The sequence below is a fragment of the Bradyrhizobium sp. KBS0727 genome, assembly GCF_005937885.2.
GTDB lineage: Bacteria > Pseudomonadota > Alphaproteobacteria > Rhizobiales > Xanthobacteraceae > Bradyrhizobium.
The window spans coordinates 2209405-2227579 of the sequence record NZ_CP042176.1 but is presented as its reverse complement, the minus strand read 5'-3'; the positions used below and the strand labels follow the sequence as shown (position 1 = coordinate 2227579).

Annotated in this window: 14 protein-coding genes; 2 read left to right on the top strand and 12 right to left on the bottom strand. The window is 63.5% G+C overall.

All coding sequences use genetic code 11. From position 1 onward, the window contains the following. Positions 1-40 precede the first annotated feature (40 nt). The 6 genes from fmdA to urtA all read right to left on the bottom strand — a co-directional run bounded on the left by fmdA (position 41) and on the right by urtA (position 6313). The gene (gene fmdA / locus FFI89_RS10165) at positions 41-1270 is read right to left on the bottom strand and encodes a formamidase (protein WP_138835218.1); all 1230 of its coding nucleotides are present in this window, start codon (positions 1268-1270) and stop codon (positions 41-43) included. 25 nt (positions 1271-1295) lie between these two features. After that, positions 1296-1985, bottom strand: a complete 690-nt coding sequence (urtE, locus tag FFI89_RS10160; protein ID WP_079586619.1) for an urea ABC transporter ATP-binding subunit UrtE — start codon at positions 1983-1985, stop codon at positions 1296-1298. Positions 1986-2004: 19 nt separating this feature from the next. Next, positions 2005-2760: an urea ABC transporter ATP-binding protein UrtD gene (urtD, locus tag FFI89_RS10155; protein ID WP_138835216.1), complete on the bottom strand. Its 756-nt coding sequence runs from the start codon at positions 2758-2760 to the stop codon at positions 2005-2007. A 68-nt stretch (positions 2761-2828) separates the two neighbouring features. Continuing rightward, positions 2829-3962, bottom strand: coding sequence for an urea ABC transporter permease subunit UrtC (gene urtC, locus FFI89_RS10150; protein WP_138835214.1), 1134 nt, complete (start codon positions 3960-3962; stop codon positions 2829-2831). 21 nt (positions 3963-3983) lie between these two features. Beyond that, positions 3984-4910, bottom strand: a complete 927-nt coding sequence (urtB, locus tag FFI89_RS10145; protein ID WP_138835212.1) for an urea ABC transporter permease subunit UrtB — start codon at positions 4908-4910, stop codon at positions 3984-3986. Positions 4911-5053: 143 nt separating this feature from the next. Then, positions 5054-6313 carry an urea ABC transporter substrate-binding protein gene (gene urtA, locus FFI89_RS10140; RefSeq protein WP_138835210.1) on the bottom strand — a complete coding sequence of 420 codons (1260 nt, stop codon included), beginning with the start codon at positions 6311-6313 and terminating at the stop codon, positions 5054-5056. 172 nt (positions 6314-6485) lie between these two features. On the opposite strand from urtA, the gene FFI89_RS10135 reads away from it, so the two are divergent. Both FFI89_RS10135 and FFI89_RS10130 read left to right on the top strand, forming a co-directional pair. Next, positions 6486-9851, top strand: coding sequence for an ATP-binding protein (locus tag FFI89_RS10135; RefSeq protein ID WP_138835207.1), 3366 nt, complete (start codon positions 6486-6488; stop codon positions 9849-9851). After that, positions 9841-10770: a response regulator gene (locus FFI89_RS10130; RefSeq protein ID WP_138835205.1), complete on the top strand. Its 930-nt coding sequence runs from the start codon at positions 9841-9843 to the stop codon at positions 10768-10770. The genes FFI89_RS10135 and FFI89_RS10130 overlap by 11 nt, the downstream gene beginning before the upstream one ends. A gap of 58 nt (positions 10771-10828) precedes the next feature. Here FFI89_RS10130 and FFI89_RS10125 read toward each other — a convergent pair whose 3' ends face one another. From FFI89_RS10125 to ntrB, 6 genes are all read right to left on the bottom strand, one after another. Further along, complete coding sequence (locus FFI89_RS10125; RefSeq protein WP_246669411.1) at positions 10829-11728, bottom strand: SMP-30/gluconolactonase/LRE family protein; 900 nt, start codon at positions 11726-11728, stop codon at positions 10829-10831. Positions 11729-11929: 201 nt separating this feature from the next. After that, positions 11930-14635 carry a nitrate reductase gene (locus FFI89_RS10120; protein WP_138835203.1) on the bottom strand — a complete coding sequence of 902 codons (2706 nt, stop codon included), beginning with the start codon at positions 14633-14635 and terminating at the stop codon, positions 11930-11932. A 13-nt stretch (positions 14636-14648) separates the two neighbouring features. After that, positions 14649-15866, bottom strand: coding sequence for an NAD(P)/FAD-dependent oxidoreductase (locus tag FFI89_RS10115; protein ID WP_138835201.1), 1218 nt, complete (start codon positions 15864-15866; stop codon positions 14649-14651). Between the two features lie 17 nt (positions 15867-15883). Then, positions 15884-16309 (bottom strand): globin family protein, encoded by a 426-nt coding sequence (locus FFI89_RS10110; protein WP_138835199.1) that lies wholly within the window; start codon positions 16307-16309, stop codon positions 15884-15886. 88 nt (positions 16310-16397) lie between these two features. Further along, positions 16398-17195, bottom strand: a complete 798-nt coding sequence (locus FFI89_RS10105) for an ABC transporter ATP-binding protein (protein WP_138835197.1) — start codon at positions 17193-17195, stop codon at positions 16398-16400. An 11-nt stretch (positions 17196-17206) separates the two neighbouring features. Next, the gene (gene ntrB / locus FFI89_RS10100) at positions 17207-18112 is read right to left on the bottom strand and encodes a nitrate ABC transporter permease (protein WP_138835195.1); all 906 of its coding nucleotides are present in this window, start codon (positions 18110-18112) and stop codon (positions 17207-17209) included. Between the last annotated feature and the right edge of the window lie 63 nt (positions 18113-18175).

Below are 18175 nucleotides of genomic sequence, written 5' to 3'. Positions count from 1 at the left end.
GGCATGATACTCAACCGTCCCGCACCCCGTCGCGCAGGGATCACTTGTCCGGCGAGAGCGGCATCTGGATCGAACCGTCGATATGTTTGATCGGACCCGCCGACGACGGCATGATATCGAAGTCGAAGATTTCCGTCGGCAGCCACAGCGTGGCGCAGGCGTTGGGCACGTCGACCACGCCTGATATGTGGCCCTGGCAAGGTGCGGTGCCGAGGATCGAATAGGCCTGGGCGCCGGAATAGCCGAACTTCTTCAGGTATTCGATCGCGTTCAGGCAGGCCTGGCGATAGGCGATGTGAACGTCGAGGTAATGCTGCTTGCCAGCCTCGTCGACCGAGATGCCCTCGAAGATCAGGTAGTCCTTGTAGTTCGGCGTGATCGGCGACGGCTTGAACACGGGGTTCTTGATGCCGTATTTGGCGACGCCGTCCTTGATGACGTCAACCTTGATGTGCAGCCAGCCGGCCATTTCGATCGCGCCGCAGAAGGTGATCTCGCCGTCGCCCTGGCTGAAGTGCAGATCACCCATCGAGAGGCCGCCGCCGGGAACATAGACCGGGAAGTAGATCTTCGAGCCGCGCGAGAGATCCTTGATGTCGCAGTTGCCGCCATGTTCGCGCGGCGGCACGGTGCGGGCACCTTCGGCGCCGATCTTGGCCTTGACGTCGCCCTTGGCCTGGCCGGCATGCGCGGTCGCGGCGAACGGCGGGTTGGCCAATCCGGGTATGCGAGTCGGATCGGTCGCGATCAGCGCGTTCTCGCGCTCGTTCCATTTCGCCAGCAGTTTCGGATCGGGCAGACAGCCGATCAGGCCGGGATGGATCAGCCCGGCAAAGTTGACGCCGGGAATGTGGCGCGACGAGGTGTAGAGGCCCTTGATGTCCCAGATCGACTTTTGCGCCAGCGGGAAATGGTCGGTCAGAAAACCGCCGCCATTCTGCTTGGAGAAAAAGCCGTTAAAGCCCCAAAGGCTTTCCTTCAATGGGCCGACGTCGAGCAGGTCGACCACCAAGAGGTCGCCGGGCTCGGCTCCCTTGACGCCAATCGGGCCGGACAGGAAGTGCACGATCGACAGGTCGATGTCGCGCACGTCGTCGGCGGAATCGTTGTTCTTGATGAAGCCACCGGTCCAGTCATAGGTCTCGATGATGAAGTCGTCGCCCGGGCTGACCCAGGAAACCATCGGAATGTCGGGATGCCACCGATTGTGGATCTTGTCGTTATCGTAGGCCGACTTCGTGAGATCGACCTTGATCAGTGTATCAGGCATCAATAGCTCCCCTTTTTAGGTACGGTTACACGGACAGGAATTTCGAAATCTGCGCGGCATCGACGCTGTCGCGCGGATCGTCGCGGACGATCTCGCCGTTCTCGATCACAAGCACGCGGTCGGCGATGTCGAGCGCGAAACTCAGCACCTGCTCGGACACCACGATGGAAAGACCGCGCTCGTCGCGAATCCGCTTCAGGGTCCGCGCCATGTCCTTGATGATCGACGGCTGAATGCCTTCGGTCGGCTCGTCCAGCAGCAGCACTTTCGGCTTGGTCGCGAGCGCACGCGCGATCGCCAACTGCTGCTGCTGGCCGCCGGAGAGGTTGCCGCCGCGACGGCCTTTCATTTCCAGCAGCACCGGAAACAGTTCGTAGATGTCTTCCGGCACCTCGGAGCCGCCGGACACCACGAGGCCGGTCTCGATGTTCTCCTGCACCGTCATGGTCGAGAAGATCATGCGGCCCTGCGGCACGTAAGCGAGGCCCTTGGCGACCCGCTCGTAGCTCGGCAGCGCGCTGAGCTCGGCGCCTTCCATGCTGACCGAACCGCTCTTGGTCGGCACGATCCCCATCAGCGACTTCATCAGCGTGGTCTTGCCCATGCCGTTGCGGCCCATGATCGCGATGATCTCGTTTGATGCCACCGACACGTTGAGGCCGTGCAGCACTTCGCTCTGGCCGTAAGCGACGTGAAGATCCGAAATAGCCAGCATGGACGTGCTCCTGATTGGATTAGTGGCCAAGATAAACTTCGATGACCTTGGGATCGTTCTTGACCTTTTCCATCGTGCCTTCAGACAGGATCTGGCCCTGGTGCAGGACGGTGACCTTGTGGGCGATGTCCTCGACGAACTTCATGTCGTGCTCGATGACCAGCACCGAGCGGTCCTTGATGATGCGGTTGAGCAATTCGGCGGTCTTGGCGCGCTCGCTGACGCTCATGCCGGCGACGGGCTCGTCGAGCATCAGCAGGTCCGGGTCCTGGATCAGCAGCATGCCGATCTCGAGCCATTGCTTCTGGCCGTGACTGAGCAGCGCCGCGCTCATGTTCAGACGGTCTTTCAGGAAGATCATCTCGGCCACTTCGTGCACCCGATCGCGCACGGCGGCGTCGCGGGTGAAGGTCAGCGCGCCGAACACGGTGCGGCCGCGCGGGAACGAGATTTCCAGGTTCTCGAACACCGTGAGATCGTCGTAGATCGACGGCGTCTGGAATTTTCGCCCCACCCCGGCCTTGACGATCTGGTTCTCCTTCAGCTTCGTCAGGTCCTTGCCGCGAAACTGGATCGAGCCTGAGGTGGCCTTGGTCTTGCCGCAGATCAGGTCGAGTACCGTGGTCTTGCCGGCGCCGTTGGGGCCGATGATGACGCGGATCTCGTTCTCCTCGACATAGAAGGAGAGATCGTTGACCGCCTTGAAGCCGTCAAAGGAAACGGTGAGCCCTTCCACCGCGAGCAGGAAATCCTTGGGCTGATGACCGATGAGCATGACCTAACTCCCCATTCCGCCAGTGTGGCATCGGCACGCGAGATGACCGACAAGCATGATCTATCTCCTCATTCCGCCGGGGCGCCGTCGGCAACCAGGTCGTCGTCCAGTTTGGCGCTGCGTGACGCGAACAGCCGATCGATCCGCGGCTGGACGTAATCCTGCCAGATGCCGGCGAGACCATTGGGGAAGGCAAGAACGACGGCGATGAACAAGCCGCCGAGGCCGAACAGCCAGAGCTCGGGGAAGGATTCCGAAAGGCTGGTCTTGGCGAAGTTGACCAGCATGGTTCCGTAGACGGCGCCGAGGATCGAGAGCCGGCCACCGACCGCGGTGTAGATCACCATCTCGATCGACGGCACGATGCCGACAAAGGAGGGCGACATGAAGCCTACTTGCAGCGCGAACATGGCGCCGCCGATCGCGGCGAAGATCGCGGCGACGCAGAAGGCGAAGATCTTGAAGTTGGCGACGCTGTAGCCGGAGAACCGGACCCGGTCCTCCTGGTCGCGCATCGCGACCAGGATGCGGCCGAGCTTCGAGCGCCGGATGAAATAGGCGATGAAGATGCAGGCGAACAGGCAGCCGACCTCGAAGAAGTAGAGCACGACCTTGGCGTGGTCGGGACGGATGTCCCATCCCTTCAGCGTGCGCAGGTCGGTCATCCCGTTGATGCCGCCGGTGTAGCCCTGCTGGCCGACGATCAGGATGGTCAGGATCGCCGCTACCGCTTGCGTGATGATGGCGAAGTAGGTGCCGCCGACGCGGCGCTTGAACATCGCGGCACCGATGATGAGGGCGAAGATACCGGGCACCAGGATCACAGCGAGAACGGTAAAGGTCAGGCTGTGGAACGGCTGCCAGAACAACGGCAATGAGGTGATCTGATTCCAGTCCATGAAATCGGGAATACCGGGGGTCGACTGGATCTTGGTGTTCTCGACGCTCGATGCTTCCAACTTGAGAAACATCGCCATGCAGTAGCCGCCGAGGCCGAAGAACACGCCCTGCCCCAGCGACAGAATCCCGCCATAGCCCCAGCAGATCACCAGCCCGAGCGCCACGAAAGCGTAGGTCAGGTATTTGGCGACCAGGTTGAGCCGAAAGACGTCGAGACAGAGCGGCAGGATCACCACCAGGAAGACGGCGAGCACCAGGATGCCGATCAGCTCCGAACGATTGAAGTAGCGATTGTCGTTCATGACTTCAGCCCCTCTTTGTTGTCATTTGCGCACCTTGAGGGCGAACAGCCCCTGCGGCCGCAGCATCAGGATTCCGACCACCGCAAGCAGCGTCAGCACCTTCGCCATCGAACCCGACATGAAGAATTCGAGCGTCGATTGCGTCTGCGAGATCGAGAAGGCCGAAGCGATGGTGCCGAGCAGGCTGGCGGCGCCCCCGAACACGACCACCAGGAAGGTGTCGACGATGTAGAGCTGGCCGGAGGTCGGACCGGTCGAGCCGATCATGGTGAAGGCGCTGCCGGCGACGCCGGCGATGCCGCAGCCGAGCGCGAAGGTGTAGCGGTCGACCTTCGCTGTATTGATGCCGACCGCGCCCGCCATGATGCGGTTCTGCACGACGGCGCGGACCTGGCGGCCCCAGCGCGACTTGTACATGACGTAGGCGACAGCGATCGTGATCAGCAGCGTCAGTCCCATCACGAAGACGCCGTTGATCGGCACCTCGATGCTGTCGGAGACGTGCAGCGAGCCCAGCATCCACTGCGGCAGTTCGACGCCGACTTCACGCGCGCCGAAGATCGAGCGATAGGCCTGCTGCAGCATCAGGCTGAGGCCCCAGGTGGCGAGCAGCGTATCGAGCGGGCGCTTGTAGAGATGGCGGATTAGCACCCATTCCACCAGCATCCCCAGCGCCCCGGAGGCCAGGAAAGCCAGTATCATCGCGAGGAAGAAGTAGCCGCTGAACAGGCTCGGCAGATAGTTCTGGAAGAAGTTCGACGTCATCCAGGTGACGTAGGCGCCGAGGATCATGAACTCGCCATGCGCCATGTTGATGACGCCCATCTGGCCGAAGATGATCGCAAGACCGAGCGCCATCAGCACGTAAACGGAAAACAGGATCAGGCCGGCAAAGCCCTGCATGACGAAGATGGAGCCGAGGTCGCCAATCGAATAGTCGCCAAACATCTGACTTCTCCGTCGAGGGGATAAGTCCCCGCGCCGCGAAAGAATTCGCGACGCGGGGTCGTAAGCGTGGATTGACGGTCCACGCCAGGGAGCGGTTGCGCGAGGAAGCTTGCGGAGAGTCCGCTCGCTTACTGGTAGCCCGCTTACTGGTAGCCTTTGGGGAACGGATCGGGCTCGACCAGATCGGCGGTCTCGAAGATCAGTTCGAACTGGCCATCGAGCTTGGCGCGGCCGACGCGAGTCTTGGACCACAGATGATGGTTTTCATGGATGCGCACATAGCCTTCGGGCGCGCCCTTGAATTCGACGCCGGGTGACGCCGCCGCGATCTTGTCGATGTCGAAGCTGCCGGCCTTCTCGACCGTCAATTTCCACAGCCACGGGCCGAGATAGGCAGCCTGGGTGACGTCTCCGATCACGGTCTTCTCGCCCCACATCTTCTTGAAGGCGGGCACGAAGGTCTTGTTGTTCGGATTGTCGAGCGACTGGAAGTACTTCATGCAGGCATAGGCGCCCGCGATGTTCTCGCCGCCGATACCGTCGATTTCGTCTTCGGTCACCGAGATCGTCAGCAGCGCCTGCTTCGACAGGTCGATGCCGGCCGCCTTGAGCTGCTTGTAGAAGGCGACGTTCGAACCGCCGACCACGTCGGTGAAGATCACGTCGGGCTTGGTCAGCTTGATCTTGTTGATCACCGAGTTGAACTGGGTGTTGCCGAGCGGGTAATACTCTTCGCCGACGACCTTGCCCTTCAGCACGTTCTCGACGTGCTTGCGCGCGATCTTGTTCGAGGTGCGCGGCCAGATGTAGTCCGAGCCGACGAAGAAGAACGACTTTGCGCCCTTCTCCTTGGCGATCCAGTTGAGACCCGCGAGAATCTGCTGGGTGGCTTCCTGGCCGGTGTAGATCACGTTCTTGGATTGCTCGAGGCCTTCATAGAAGGTCGGGTAGTAGAGCATGCCGTTGTACTGCTCCATGACCGGCAGCACCGCCTTGCGGGAGGCTGAGGTCCAGCAGCCCATGATCGCCGCGACCTTGTCGTTGACGAGCAGCTTCTTGGCCTTTTCGGCGAACGTCGGCCAGTCGCTGGCGCCGTCTTCCTGGATGAACTTGATCTTGCGGCCGAGCACGCCGCCCATGGCGTTGATCTGTTCGATCGCGAGCTTTTCGGCCTCGATCGAGCCGGTTTCCGAGATCGCCATCGTGCCGGTGGCCGAATGCAGGATGCCGACGGTGACTTCAGTATCGGTAACCGCTAACCCGGTGGTGTTGACCGCGGAGGTTGCCGGCGCTTGGGCAAAAGATGACCGCGGCAGCACCGTCAGGGCAGGAATCGCCGCCATTCCCATCAGCAGCTTGCGGCGAAATGCCGACTGCAGCCCCTGTTTATTCTCGTCTGACATATCAACCCCTGTTTGTTCGAGGACGCGTTATTGGCAGGGGAAGGATTGCTCGAATTGTGCAGTGCACAGATACGCAAGATCGCGTATATTGCACCGCAAAATAGCGACGTAGGTTTTGGTATGGGGTTTGCTGACGATCGAGGGGTCGATGGTCGGCAGTGAGGAGTACGAAGTGGCAGGGCGGCAGCGGATAGACCGCGTCAGGCGCCAATATAATCAATGGGTTGCCAACCAGACGCTGGAAGACTACGCGCTGCGCTTCACCGCCAAGAGCGCGCGGCGATGGTCGGCCGCCCGCGTCGCCAATACCGCGCTGGGCGCGATTTCCTTTCTGGCGCTGGAAGCGATCGGCGGCACCATCACGCTTAACTATGGCGCCACCAACGCCACAGCTGCCATCCTGGTGGTCAGTGTCATCATCTTCTGCTGCGGACTGCCGATTGCCTACCATGCCGCAAAATGCGGCATCGATATCGACCTGCTGACCCGCGGCGCCGGCTTCGGCTACATCGGCTCGACCATCACCTCGCTGATCTACGCGTCCTTTACCTTTATCTTCTTCGCGATCGAGGCGGTCATTCTCGCGACCGCGCTGGAGATGTGCTTCGGCATCCCGCGCCCGATCGGCTATCTGATCTCGGCCGTCGTCATCATTCCGCTGGTGACCTACGGCATCACGCTGATCAGCCGCTTCCAGCTGTGGACACAGCCGCTCTGGATCATCCTGCACATCATGCCGTTCGTGGCGATCGCCTACGCCAACCCGCACTCGTTCACCGAGTGGCGCAAGTTCGCCGGCGAGCATGGCGACGCCGGCGGCCATCTCGACCTGCTGTTGTTCGGCACCGCGGCCTCGGTGGTGTTTTCGCTGGTGGCGCAGATCGGCGAGCAGGTCGACTTCCTGCGGTTTCTGCCACGCGACCGCCACACCTCGCGAACCTCGTGGTGGATCGCGCTGCTCAGCGCAGGTCCCGGCTGGATCGTCCTGGGCGCGCTCAAATTGCTGGCGGGATCGTTCCTCGCCTTCTTCGCGCTGAGCCACGGCGTCTCCGAGGAGCACGCCGCCGAGCCCGCGCACATGTATCTCGAGGCGTTCCGCTACGTGCTGTCGCAGCCGGATCTCGCGCTGGCGCTGACCGGCACCTTCGTCATCCTCTCGCAGCTCAAGATCAACGTCACCAACGCCTACGCCGGTTCGATCGCGTGGTCGAACTTCTTTTCGCGCCTGACCCACAGCCATCCCGGCCGCGTGGTGTGGCTGGTCTTCAACGTGGTGGTGGCGCTGCTGCTGATGGAGATCGGCGTCTACAAGGCGCTGGAACAGACGCTGGCGCTCTACTCCAACGTCGCCATCGCCTGGGTCGGCGCGCTGGTCGCCGATCTCGTCGTCAACAAGCCGCTCCGCCTTCGCCCGCAGCATATCGAGTTCAAGCGCGCCCATCTCTACGACATCAACCCGGTCGGCGTCGGCGCGATGCTGATCGCGACCATCGTCTCGATCTCTGCGTTCTACGGCCTGTTCGGGCCGACGGCGAAAGGGCTGTCCGCCTTCGTGGCGCTCGCCGTCGCCTTTGTCACCGCGCCGCTGATCGCATGGGCCACCGACGGAAAATACTACATCGCGCGCAAACCCAAGCGCAGCTGGCAGAACCTGGAATCGATCCAGTGCTGTATCTGCGAACACGCGTTCGAGCCCGAGGACATGGCCGCCTGCCCCGCCTATGCCGGCCCGATCTGTTCGCTGTGCTGTTCGCTCGACGCGCGCTGCCATGATTTGTGCAAGCCGCACGCGCGGATCGGCGCCCAGGTGTCCGAAGTGGTGGGCAAACTGGTGCCGAAGCCGATCTATGCCCGCGTCAACTCCCAGCTCGGGCATTATCTCGGCGTGTTCGCGGTGTCGGCGGGACTGGTCGGGCTGACGCTCGGGCTGATCTACCTGCAGACCGCGGCAACCGTGCATGCCGACCAGCTCTCCGACGTGCTCTGGAAAGTCTTCTTCGCGCTCACCATCATCATCGGCGTCGTGGCGTGGCTGTTCGTGCTGGCGCAACAAAGCCGCCGCGCCGCCGAAGAAGAGACGCGGCGGCAGACCGCGCTGCTGATCAACGAAATCGACGCCCACAAACGCACCGACGCCGAGCTGCAGCGCGCCAAGGAGGTGGCGGAATCGGCGAATCTTGCCAAGAGCCGCTACGTTGTTGGTCTCAGCCACGAACTGCGCTCGCCGCTGAACGCGATCTCCGGCTACGCGCAATTGCTGGAACAGGACGCCAGCCTGAGCACGAAGCCGCGCGACCAGGTGCGCGTGGTCCGGCGCAGCGCCGACCATTTGTCGGGACTGATCGACGGCATCCTCGACATTTCCAAGATCGAGGCCGGCCGGCTGTATTTGTCGCGCGACGAGGTCCGCTTGAGCGAATTTCTCGACCAGCTGGTCGGCATGTTCCGCGTTCAGGCCGCCGCCAAGGGCATCGACTTCGTCTTCAAGCGGCCTTCGGTGCTGCCGGTCGTCGTCTATGCCGACGAGAAGCGGCTGCGGCAGGTGCTGATCAACCTGCTGTCGAATGCGCTGAAGTTCACGCAAGCCGGCAGCGTGCAATTCGTCGTGCATTACCGCAGCCCGGTGGCGGAATTCGAAATCATCGATACCGGTCCCGGCATCCAGGCCGGCGATCTCGAGCGCATCTTCGCCCCCTTCGAGCGCGGCGCGCTCGGCATCTCGCAGCCGCAGACCGGTACGGGTCTGGGCCTCACCATCAGCCGGCTGCTCGCCGGTGTGATGGGCGGCGACATCAAGGTTTCCAGTACGGTGGGCGCCGGCAGCACCTTCAAGGTCAAGATGCTGCTGTCGGAGGTTACTAATCCGACCCGGATCGCGCCGGTCGAAGCTCCGATCTATGGCTATCTCGGCCCGCGCAAGACCATCATGATTACCGACGACGATCCGACCCAACGCGATCTGTTGCGCGAAGTGCTGACGCCGCTCGGCTTCATCCTGCTCAGCGCCCCCGACGGCGCCGCCTGTCTGGCGCTGGCGCAGCACTGCCGACCCGATCTGTTCCTGCTCGACATTTCGATGGCCGGCATGGACGGATGGACGGTCGCGGAAACGCTGCGCACCAACGGCCATCATCAGGCGCGCATCCTGATGGTGTCGGCGAGCGCGCTGGAAGCGCACGGCGCGCCGCTGGCGCAGCCGTTCCATGACGGCTATATGATGAAGCCGATCGATATTCCCCGGCTGCTGGAAGTCATCCGCCAGTTGCTCAAGCTGCAATGGCAATATGAGGCCGATCAAATCCCCCTCCCGCACTGGAAACCGGAAACCGGCTCGCGGCCGCCGGTGAAGCATGTCGAGGAACTGATCGGTCTCGGCCAACTCGGCTATATCAAAGCCATCCAGGTCAAACTGGATGAGATCGGCAGCGATTACCCCGAGCACGCCGACTTCGTCTCGCAAATGCGCTCACTGGTCGACCGCTTCGACCTCGACCAGTACATGGCCACATTGAAAACCCTGCACAGCTATGATCACTGATCCAAAAAAGCGCGACGTCGCCCTCGTCGTCGACGATTCGCCGGAGACCTTGCGGCTATTGACCGACGCGCTCGACGGCGCCGGCATGACGGTCATGGTCGCGCTCGACGGCGCCTCCGCGATGCGGATCGTCGACCAGATCACGCCCGATATCGTGCTGATGGACGCTGTGATGCCCGGCATGGACGGCTTCGAGACCTGCCGGCGGCTGAAGCGCGACGCCGGCCTCGACAACGTGCCGATCATCTTCATGACGGGCCTGGCCGAAACCGAACATATCGTGCGCGGTCTGGAGGCCGGCGGCGTCGACTATGTCACCAAGCCGATCGCGATCGAGGAAATGCTGGCGCGCATTCGCGTCCACCTTGCCAACGCACGGCTGACGCAGAGCGCCCGCGCCGCGCTCGACGTCTCCGGCCGCTATCTGCTCGCGGTGAACGACGCCGGCAAGATCATGTGGGCGACGCCGCAGGCGCAGAAACTGCTGGCGGACACGCTGGCGGCCGACGCGGACGACGACTTCGTGCTGCCCGACCCGATGCCGCAATGGCTCGATCAGGCGCAGAAAAGCAAGGCCGGATCGAAGGCCGCCGTGATGGCGGCGTTTCCCGGCAACGAGCAGCTCCGGCTGCAATATATGGGCAAGCTCGGCCCGAACGAATTTTTGCTGCGGCTCGCCAAGGATTCCGGCGCCGACACGCCGGCGGAATTCTCCAGCGAACTCGGCCTGACCACGCGCGAGGGCGAAGTGCTGCAGTGGCTCTCCAAGGGCAAGACCAACCGCGACATCGCGCAGATCCTGGGCCTGAGCCCGCGCACCGTCGACAAGCACCTCGAGCAGATCTACTCGAAGCTCGGCGTGGAAAACCGCACCGCCGCGGCCGCGATCGCGGTCAATGCGAAGAACAGGAAGTTGTGACTCTTCTCCTTCTCCCCGTTCTTCACGGGGAGAAGGAGAACAGCGGCTGTCGCTTCAACTACCCAAGCCCGCTAATATCCGCCACCAGCACCGTGCCCGTCACCGATTCCGTGATGTAAAGCCGGTCGCCGTTGCTGCCACCGATCGCGACGTTGGTGCAGCTCTGGCCGGCGCAGGATTTGATGCGCGCGATCAGCTCGCCGTTGGGCGCGAACACGAAGACATGCCCCAGCGACGCATGGGCGACGAACAGCCGGCCGGCTCTGTCCATGGTCATGCCGTCGGGGCCGCTCGGGCCGAAGGTCGAACAGAAGCGTCCGACCTTGGAGACGCTGCCGTCTTTCATGAACGGCATCCGCCACACCGCGTTGTCGCGGGTCATCGCAACGAACAGCACCGCCTCGTGGGGATCGAGCACCAGCCCGTTCGGGCTGACGCCGGTATCGATCAGGCAATCGAGACGGCCGTCGGTCTTGAGCCGGTAGACCCGGCCGGTCGGATCGTGCAGGCCGGTCTGGCCCTGATCGGTGAAGTAGATGTCGCCGTTACTGGCGATGTGAAGGTCGTTGCAGCCCTTGAAGGATTCCGAGTTGCGCGACCGCAGCACGTTCTGCATTCGCCCGGCGCGCGCATCGAGCTCCATGATGCCGTTGCGATAGTCGGCGACCAGGATGCGGCCGTCGCGGCCGATCTTCAGCCCGTTGGGCCAGCCGTCATATTCGACCACCAGCGACCATTTCCGGTCAGGCGAGATCCTGAAAATACGGCCGAAGGGAATGTCGACGATGTAGAGATTGCCGTCGGCATCGAACGACGGGCCCTCGATGAAGCAGTCGGTGGTGGCGCCGGGCCGGTTGGCGTCTGCCCATTCGGTGCGCACCGGGCGGCGGAATTTGGCGGGCATCGCCGAGAAGACTTCGGTCGGGATCAGTTTCGGCGGCGTTTCCAGATACATCATTTTCTTGGTTCACCCGTGTTGGAACGGGCGCACCATAGATGACGTTCTTGGGGCCGTCGATTGCTTGCTCCCCGTCATTGCGAGGAGCGAAGCGACGAAGCAATCCATCTTGCAGCAAGGAAAGTATGGATTGCTTCGCGGAGCCTGTCATCGGGCGCGCATTCGCACGACCCGTTGGCTCGCAATGACGGTTGAGATATCTCAATTGGCGGCAGCCACCAGTTGCTGCGGCACAGCCGCCGCCCCGGTTTGCGCGATGATCCGCTTCAGTTCCGGAATGCAGGAGCCGCAGTTGGTGCCGGCCTTCAGCTTCGCCCCGATATCAGCGGCGGAGCGCGCGCCGCCGGCGATGCTTTCGCAGATGGTGTTGCGGCCGACACCGAAGCAGGCGCAGACGATCGGGCCGGCATCCGCGAGGCCGTCGGCCGATTTGCCCGACAGCAGCAGGCGGCGCTGGTCGTTCGAGAGTGCATCCGCCGCGAACAGGCCCTTGACGACGTTCCAGTCGCCGGCATCGCGCGCCGGCCCGATGAACAGGCAGGTCTCGATGCGGTCGCCGGCAAACGCCGCGGCGCGATAGACGCCGCCGCCGAAATCCTTGTATTCGGCGAGATCGTCCGGCGTGAACGATTTCAGCCAGGATTGCCAGCCCTTCAGGTCGGCGTTGTCGGCGAACAGATAGCCGTAACCACCATTGACCGCAACGCGCACCGCCCATGCATGCGCGGGCAATGCGAGCGGCTTGCGCGACAACGCAAAGCCGCGGAAGACATATTCGTAAGGCGTGATCGACGCCGGGGTCGCCTTGTTCTCGGGCTGGCCGGAGAACGCATCGGTGTAGGGCGCCACCAGCGAACCGACCCGCGCGCCGGTCGCGTTGGCTTCGCTCCAGTGGATCGGCGCGAACAGCATGCCGCGCTGCTGCCGCTCGCTGACGACGACGCGAAGCGTGCATTGTCCATAGTCGGTCGTCACCCGCGCGAAATCGCCATCGGCAACGCCGTGCCGCGCGGCATCGTCGGGATGAACCTCGACGAACGGTTCCGGCAGATGCTGGCCGAGCCGCGGGCTTTCGCCCGAGCGGGTCATGGTGTGCCACTGGTCGCGGATCCGGCCGGTGTTGAGCCGCAGCGGCCTTGCCGCCGTCGTCTCGGTCCGCAGCACTGGGACTTCCGGCGCGATGAAGCGGGCCTTGTGGTCGTTGGCGAAGAAGCGGCCCTCGGCAAAGAAGCGAGCCTGCGGCTGCGCATCGAGCCGGATCGGCCATTGCACCGGCGCCATCGTGTCGAACGCCTCGTCCGACAGCGCCTTCAGCCCGCCGATGTCGAAGTCGCGTTCGCCCTCGTTCTCGAAGGCGGAGAGCGCGGCGTGCTCGCGAAAAATATCCGCCGCCGAATTGAAGTTGAACGCGGCACCGAAGCCGAGCCGCTTGGCGACTTCGCCGAGGATCCACCAGTCAGGTTTGGCCTCGCCCGGCGCATCCATGAAGGCGCGCTGCCGCGAGATCCGCCGCTCGGAATTGGTCACGGTGCCGGATTTTTCGCCCCAGGCCTGCGCCGGCAGCAGCACATGCGGCCCGGCATCGACCGTGTCGTTGGACGTCACGTTCTCGGACACGACGAACAGTTCGAGCTTCTTCAGCGCCTCACGGACGACGTCGGCGTTGGGCAGCGACACCGCCGGGTTGGTGCCCATCACCCACAGCGCCTTGATCTCGCCGCGCGCAATCGCCTCGAACATCTGAACGGCCTTTAGCCCTTCATGGGTGGCGATGCGCGGCGCCTTCCAGAACCGGCGCACCCGATCGATATCGGGCGGCGTGAACGCCATATGGGCCGCCAACTGGTTGGCGAGCCCGCCGACCTCGCGGCCGCCCATCGCATTGGGCTGACCGGTCAGCGAGAACGGCGACGCGCCGACCTTGCCGATCCGCCCCGTGGCGAGATGGCAGTTGACGATGGCGTTGACCTTGTCGGTGCCCTGCGCCGACTGGTTGACGCCCTGCGAATACAGCGTCACCACGCGCGGCGTGTTGGCGTAGATTTGGAAGAAGGCGGCGACATCGGCCTCGGAGAGGCCGGTCGCCAGCGCGGTGGCGCCGACGCTGCCGGCCATGCTGCGCGCGCGGGCAAGCGCATCGTCGAAACCGGAGGTGTAAGCCACGATGTAACCCTGGTCGAGCTTGCCCTGATCGGCGAGGTAAACCAGCAAGCCGCTGAACAACGCGGTGTCGGTGCCCGGCTTCAATCCCAGAAACAGATCGTCATCGCCGACGGTATCGGTCCGGCGCGGATCGATCACCACGATGCGGGCGCCGCGCCCCTGCTTGTTGGCAAGCATGCGCTGGTACAGCACCGGATGGCACCACGCCGCGTTGGAGCCGACCAGCACCAAAAGATCGGCCTCGTCGAGATCTTCATAGCAGCCGGGCACGGTGTCGGCGCCGAACGCACGGCGGTGGCCGGCCACCGACGAGGCCATGCAGAGCCGCGAATTGGTATCGACATTGGCGCTGCCGAGAAAGCCCTTCATCAGCTTGTTGGCGACGTAATAGTCCTCGGTCAGCAACTGGCCGGACAGATAGAACGCGACCGCCCCCGGACCGTCGCGCGCAATGATGTGCTGAAACCGATGCGCGACATGGTCGAGCGCGTCGCCCCAGGCCACGCGCTCCATGTTGCCCTTGTCGCAGCGGATCATCGGGCACAGCAGACGATTGGTCAGGCCGAGCGTCTCGCCGAGCGCCGAGCCCTTCGAGCATAGCCGGCCGAAATTGGCGGGATGATCAGGATCGCCCGATATCGCCGCTCCGCCTCGGCCGTCGGGCGTCGCCAGGATGCCGCAGCCGACGCCGCAATAGGCGCAGGTGGTGCTGACGGCGCGGAGATCGGGATCGACGACGCTCATGGGGCTGATCCGGTCATGCCGCCTCTGAACGAAGCGCCAGCGAGCGGCCGAACATCATGTCGGCGCGAATTTTCTGCGTCGGCTGCCGGGTGCGGATCAATTCGAGATACCACAGCGCGTCACCGACATCGCCGATCAGGACCGCGCCGGTCAATCGTCCGTCCGTGATGACAAGCTTCTTGTAGGTGCCGTAGTTGATGTCGGTAAGCACGATGGCTTCGCTGCCCTCGCCGCCCATGAAGTCGCCCGCCGAGAATACGCTGACGCCGGAGACCTTCAGATTGGTCGCGACGATGCTGCCGCCATAAGAGGCTTCGCGGCCGGCGAGATGCTGCGCCAGCACCCGCCCCTGCTCGTAGGCCGGCTCGACTAGCCCGTAGCAGGTGCCGCGATGTTCGGCGCATTCGCCGATCGCAAAGATATCGGCAGCACCGGTTTGCAGATGATCGTCGACGACGATGCCGCGGTTGACGGAGATGCCGGCTTCCTTGGCCAGCGCAATGTTGGGCCGGATGCCGGCGGCGAAGATCACGGCGTCGGCATCGATCCGGCGGCCGTCCACCAGTTCGACGCCCTCGACCCGCGTCTCGCCATGGATCCGCGCCGTGTTGGCGTTGAGCAGAATCTCGATGCCCTTGCGTTCGACGAGCGATTTCAGCAGCGCCGCCGCCGACCCATCGAGCTGACGTTCCATCAAACGGTCCATCAGATGGATCAGCGTCACCGGCGCGCCTGCCTTGGCGAGCCCATAGGCCGCTTCGAGGCCGAGCAATCCGCCGCCGACCACCACCACGCGCTTCCTTTGCGCCGCCAGCGTCAGCAGCAGATCGACATCGCGGCTGTCGCGAAAGGTATGTACCCCGGCGAGATCGGCGCCGGGCACGTTCAGCCGCAGCGCGGACGAGCCCGTCGTCAGCACCAGCTTGGAGAACGGGATGCTCTCGTCGCCGGCGATCTTGAGTTCGCGGCGGCCGACATCGATCTCGGTCGCGCGGCAACCGTATTTCAGCGTGACGCCACGCGCGCTCCACCACGACGCCGGCCGCAGTTCGATATCCTGCGTCGTCGTTTCGCCCGCAAGGACCGACGACAGCAGCACGCGGTTATAGGCCAGCCGCGGCTCGTCGCCGATCACGGCGATGGCGTAGCGACCGAGCGCCACCTTCGCCAGCTCATCGACCAGACGGGCGGCGGCCATGCCATTGCCGACAATTACAAGCGGTTCGCTCACGGCGTATCCTCGTATTCCTACTCGGCGGCTTGAGCGCGGCCGTAGGCTTCCTGAATCATGTAACCGGACAACGTGCCATAGGCCGCGGTCCAGGCGTTGGCGACATCGGGAGTCCAGGCGTCGCCCAATCCCTTTTCCAGCGTCCACAGCAGCGCGCCGCCGACGACCGGATAGTGCTCGGGCTTCGCGCCATAGCTGACGTGACGTTTGGCGAGCGCGCTCGCGGCCGGCAGCACGGCTTCGAGATTGCTCAGGCCGCCCACGACAAGCGCGAGCGTCGCCATCAATTTCTTGCGCTGCTCGGTCATGTCATCGGGAAACATCGCGCGTACCGACGGCGCGACTTCGAACAGGCGGCCGTAGAACAGCACCGCGGCCTGTTCCGAGATCGGCGCGACCTTGGCAAAGCTGTCCTGAACCAGTTTTATCTGCGTCGGATTCATCTCAATTCTCCTTAAGTCTCAAAGGTGAACCGGTTGGTCGTGAAGTCCGCAATATTGGTTCAAGGTGCAACGGCCGGAAAGAAGCGGCCTACGCCGCCGCCTCGACGAAGCGATGCCGTTCGTAGAGGAATTCGAGCACGCGCTGGCGGCACTTGAGGTAGCCGGGATTGGTCGCGAGCTCGAGCCGCTTGCGCGGACGGGCCAGCGGCACTTCCAGCACTTCGCCGATCCGCGCACTCGGGCCGTTGGTCATCATCACGATGCGGTCCGACAGCAGCACGGCCTCGTCGACATCATGCGTGATCATCAGGATTGTGTTGCCGAGCTTCTGGTGCAGCGCCATTACCGAATCCTGCAGATGCGCGCGGGTCAACGCGTCGAGCGCGCCGAACGGTTCGTCGAGCAAAAGCACCTTCGGCTCCATCGCGAGCGCGCGCGCGATGCCGACGCGCTGCTTCATGCCGCCGGAAATTTCCGACGGCCGCTTGTCCTTGGCGTGGGCCATCTGCACCAGGTTGAGATTGTGCATCACCCAGGCGTCGCGCTCGGCCTTGTTCTTGCTGGAGGCGAACACCTTGTCGACGCCGAGCTTGACGTTTTCATAGACCGTCAGCCAGGGCAGCAGGCTGTGGTTCTGGAACACCACCGCGCGATCCGGCCCCGGCGCGTTGACCTCGCGATTCTCCAGCAGCACGCAGCCGTTGGTGGTGCCGGTGAGGCCGGCGACGATGTTGAGCATCGTCGACTTGCCGCAGCCGGAATGTCCGATGATCGAGACGTATTCGCCCTTGTCGATCGTCAGGTTGATTTCCTTCAGCACCTCGGTCGTGGCGTTGCCGCGGGTGAAGGACTTGTCGATGTGGTCGAGCTTCAGATAGGCCTGCATCACATGTTCCTTCAGTTCGCGGCGGTGCCGCGGGTCACGAACTTGCCGAGCGCCGCGATCAGTCGGTCGAGCACGAAGCCGATGATGCCGACGTAGAACAGCGCCAGGATGATTTCGCTGATGTGCGAGGAATTCCAAGCATCCCAGATGAAGAAGCCGATACCGACGCCGCCGATCAGCATTTCGGCGGCGACGATGGCAAGCCACGACAGCCCAATGCCGATGCGCAGGCCTGTGAACATGTAGGGGGCTGCGGCCGGGATCATCACCTTGGTAAAGAACTCGAGCGGGTTGAGCTGCACCACGGCGGCGACGTTGCGGTAGTCCTGCGGGATGTTGCGGATACCGACGGCGGTGTTGATGATGATCGGCCACACCGAGGTGATGAAGATTACGAAGATCGCCGAGGGCTGGCCGTCACGGAACGCTGCCAGCGCCAGCGGCAACCAGGCCAGCGGCGGAATCGTGCGCAGCACCTGGAACAGCGGATCGAGGCCGCGCATCGCCCAGACCGATTGTCCAACCAGTGTGCCAAGCGCGATGCCGACGACGGCGGCGATCGAATAACCGAGCGCGACGCGCTGAAGGCTGGCGGACAGATGCCAGAACAGGCCCTTGTCGATACCGCCATGGTCGAAGAACGGATCGAGGATCAGTTCCTTGGTGTCCTTGAACACCTTCGACGGCGGCGGCAGGGTTGATCCCGTGCGGCGGCAAACCAGCTCCCAGAACAGCATCAACAGCGCCAGAACGATCAGCGGCGGCACGACGTGCGCCGCGGTCTCCTTCGCCATCTTGGCGTATTTCTCAGTGCGCGGCGTCCGCTTCGGCGTCATCGTCACAACCGGCGCCGCGGTGGCCACCGTCGTCGGAATCGCCACCGCAGAGGCTTCGGCTTTCATGGCAGGCATCGACATTGAAAGTGTATCTCCGTGTTCAGGGGGCGGGCCGCACACGGGAAGCGCGCGGCCCTGCCTGGA

What these genes read in the sequence shown, in the direction of transcription:
- FFI89_RS10125 (WP_246669411.1), bottom strand. Translation starts at nt 11,728, where the DNA reads ATGATGTATCTGGAAACGCCGCCGAAACTGATCCCGACCGAAGTCTTC.
- urtA (WP_138835210.1), bottom strand. Translation starts at nt 6,313, where the DNA reads ATGTCAGACGAGAATAAACAGGGGCTGCAGTCGGCATTTCGCCGCAAG.
- FFI89_RS10120 (WP_138835203.1), bottom strand. Translation starts at nt 14,635, where the DNA reads ATGAGCGTCGTCGATCCCGATCTCCGCGCCGTCAGCACCACCTGCGCC.
- urtD (WP_138835216.1), bottom strand. Translation starts at nt 2,760, where the DNA reads ATGCTCATCGGTCATCAGCCCAAGGATTTCCTGCTCGCGGTGGAAGGG.
- FFI89_RS10105 (WP_138835197.1), bottom strand. Translation starts at nt 17,195, where the DNA reads ATGCAGGCCTATCTGAAGCTCGACCACATCGACAAGTCCTTCACCCGC.
- FFI89_RS10130 (WP_138835205.1), top strand. Translation starts at nt 9,841, where the DNA reads ATGATCACTGATCCAAAAAAGCGCGACGTCGCCCTCGTCGTCGACGAT.
- urtE (WP_079586619.1), bottom strand. Translation starts at nt 1,985, where the DNA reads ATGCTGGCTATTTCGGATCTTCACGTCGCTTACGGCCAGAGCGAAGTG.
- urtB (WP_138835212.1), bottom strand. Translation starts at nt 4,910, where the DNA reads ATGTTTGGCGACTATTCGATTGGCGACCTCGGCTCCATCTTCGTCATG.
- urtC (WP_138835214.1), bottom strand. Translation starts at nt 3,962, where the DNA reads ATGAACGACAATCGCTACTTCAATCGTTCGGAGCTGATCGGCATCCTG.
- fmdA (WP_138835218.1), bottom strand. Translation starts at nt 1,270, where the DNA reads ATGCCTGATACACTGATCAAGGTCGATCTCACGAAGTCGGCCTACGAT.
- ntrB (WP_138835195.1), bottom strand. Translation starts at nt 18,112, where the DNA reads ATGTCGATGCCTGCCATGAAAGCCGAAGCCTCTGCGGTGGCGATTCCG.
- FFI89_RS10110 (WP_138835199.1), bottom strand. Translation starts at nt 16,309, where the DNA reads ATGAATCCGACGCAGATAAAACTGGTTCAGGACAGCTTTGCCAAGGTC.